The sequence below is a fragment of the Methanobrevibacter sp. genome, from assembly GCF_045577275.1.
Lineage (GTDB): Archaea > Methanobacteriota > Methanobacteria > Methanobacteriales > Methanobacteriaceae > Methanobrevibacter.
This window is the reverse complement of the sequence record NZ_JAZNIB010000203.1, coordinates 1-1,853: the sequence shown is the minus strand read 5'-3', so window position 1 is coordinate 1,853 and position 1,853 is coordinate 1. Positions and strand designations below refer to the sequence as shown.

Annotated in this window: 2 protein-coding genes; both read right to left on the bottom strand. The window is 32.5% G+C overall.

The annotated features are described in order from the left end of the window. Positions 1–107 precede the first annotated feature (107 nt). Positions 108–1,232 carry a toxic anion resistance protein gene (locus ACKI67_RS05970; RefSeq protein WP_407462525.1) on the bottom strand — a complete coding sequence of 375 codons (1,125 nt, stop codon included), beginning with the start codon at positions 1,230–1,232 and terminating at the stop codon, positions 108–110. A 146-nt stretch (positions 1,233–1,378) separates the two neighbouring features. After that, a partial coding sequence (locus ACKI67_RS05965; protein WP_407462523.1) for a hypothetical protein occupies positions 1,379–1,853 on the bottom strand: 475 nt, incomplete at its 5' end.

Below are 1,853 nucleotides of genomic sequence, written 5' to 3'. Positions count from 1 at the left end.
TTAATATAAAATTATTAAAATAGTTAAAAATAGAAAAAATAAGTTAAAAAGTTAAAAAAATATAAAAATAGTAAAAAATAAAAGAAAAGGAATGAAATAAAATAGATCTATTTCATTTCAATTTTGTCAACTACTTTTTGTCCTTCTTCAGCCATTTCACTGAATGCAATTATGGTTTGTTGCATTTGAGGAAGTGCTTGGTTTTTGTAATTGCTTACATCTTCAATTGCAGCTAATGCCTCAGCGAATGATGCCTTAAGGACTTCAGGAGAAATCATGGTTTCCATGCTTTGCTTTTGAATCTCGTTTCCTTGTTCTCTTAACATTCTGGAAGTTGATTCGATTACTGCTTCAGTGGTTTCATTAAGTGCTTTGATCTTTTTGATTACAACTTGTTGGTTGTACAATGCACTTGCAACCATAATACCGTTTCTAAGAGCAGTTACAGTAACTGTTTTAGCACGTTGAACTCCTCTGATCAATTCCTTGTTGTTTCTTCTTACAACATTCAAGGAGATGATTCCTTGTTCGTTTACAACAATCATTTGTTGCATGTCCATGATTCTTTGTCTAAGTGGGAACAATACTTCTTCACGTACAAAATCAATCTTGTGTTGGTCTACACCTTCAATTTCTGCTTGACGAATTTGCTGTTCAATGGATAAGTCCATTTGCTTACCTAATTCAATGTCAGTCATGAGCTTTTTGGTCAATTCTCTTAAATAGGTTTCCTCAGCAAGAAGAGTGGTGTTGTCATTCTGCAATACCTTACTGCTTGTATCAAGAGAGACAAGAATGTTTGAAATCGCTTCATCAGCCTGTTCGTATTTGCTGAAGTAATTTCTGATTGGTTTCAAGAGTTTACCTAAGATACCAGATTGTTGGAATTCAATTGCAGATGGATCCAAGTTTCTGATTTCCTTGTCAAGCTCTTCCAATTTGTTACCAATGTTGGTTGCTTCATCTCCACCTTTGGATAAATCCTTGAATCTTGTGTTGATGAGGTTGTTCTTGTTTGCAGATCTGTTGATTGCATTAAGACCGAAGTCGTCCAATGGTTTTAGGATTTCTTCTCTTGCAGCTACATCATTGAAGTCAGATTCAAAGATAGCAACAGCATTGTCATCAGCTTGCTTTTTGATTTCATCATTTGGTAATTTTTCTTCTTCTTCCTTTAGACTTTTGTCTACGTCTTCTTTAATTTCATTTATATCAAGTGAAAATTCAGACATAATATCACCCTATATTTACACACAAAAATTAATAATAAAATGTGTCATATAATTTTATGACATATGTTATTTATAAACTTTTGCTTTTTTATATAAAAATTTCATAAAAAATCATTTATAAAAATAATAAAATTAAGAAAAATAATTTATTCATAATTCTTTACAGAATCAATTAGATCATTCATTTCATTTATGAGATTGGTTATTTCATCATCAGAACCGTCATCACCATTGCTGATGCTGATGATAAGTTCACTTTGGAGGTCATTCATCTTTCCAACTATTTCCTGTAGGATCTTTACCTTGTTTTTAAGCTCATCAGCTATCTTTTGGGAATATTCATCAGAAAGTTCTATCATATTCTCTGCTGCATCCGCTTCCTTAAAGAAGCTTACCCTGCAGCTATCGACTTCCTCCTTGAATCTGTAATATGACAATTGTCCAGATGGAAACTTCTTTTCAAGCAATTTAAGCACATTAGACTCCTTGGTTTCATAGGTTTCCTTTAACTTTGCAATTTCATTCTTATAGTAGGAATAGTTAGGAGCAGAGCTTGCAGTAGTGTATTTTGAACTTGAGGAACTGGAATAGGAATCTTGACTTGTCTTTTTATCCTTATTT

Coding starts and splice junctions, on each gene's coding strand:
- ACKI67_RS05970 (WP_407462525.1), bottom strand. CDS start 1,232: ATGTCTGAATTTTCACTTGATATAAATGAAATTAAAGAAGACGTAGAC.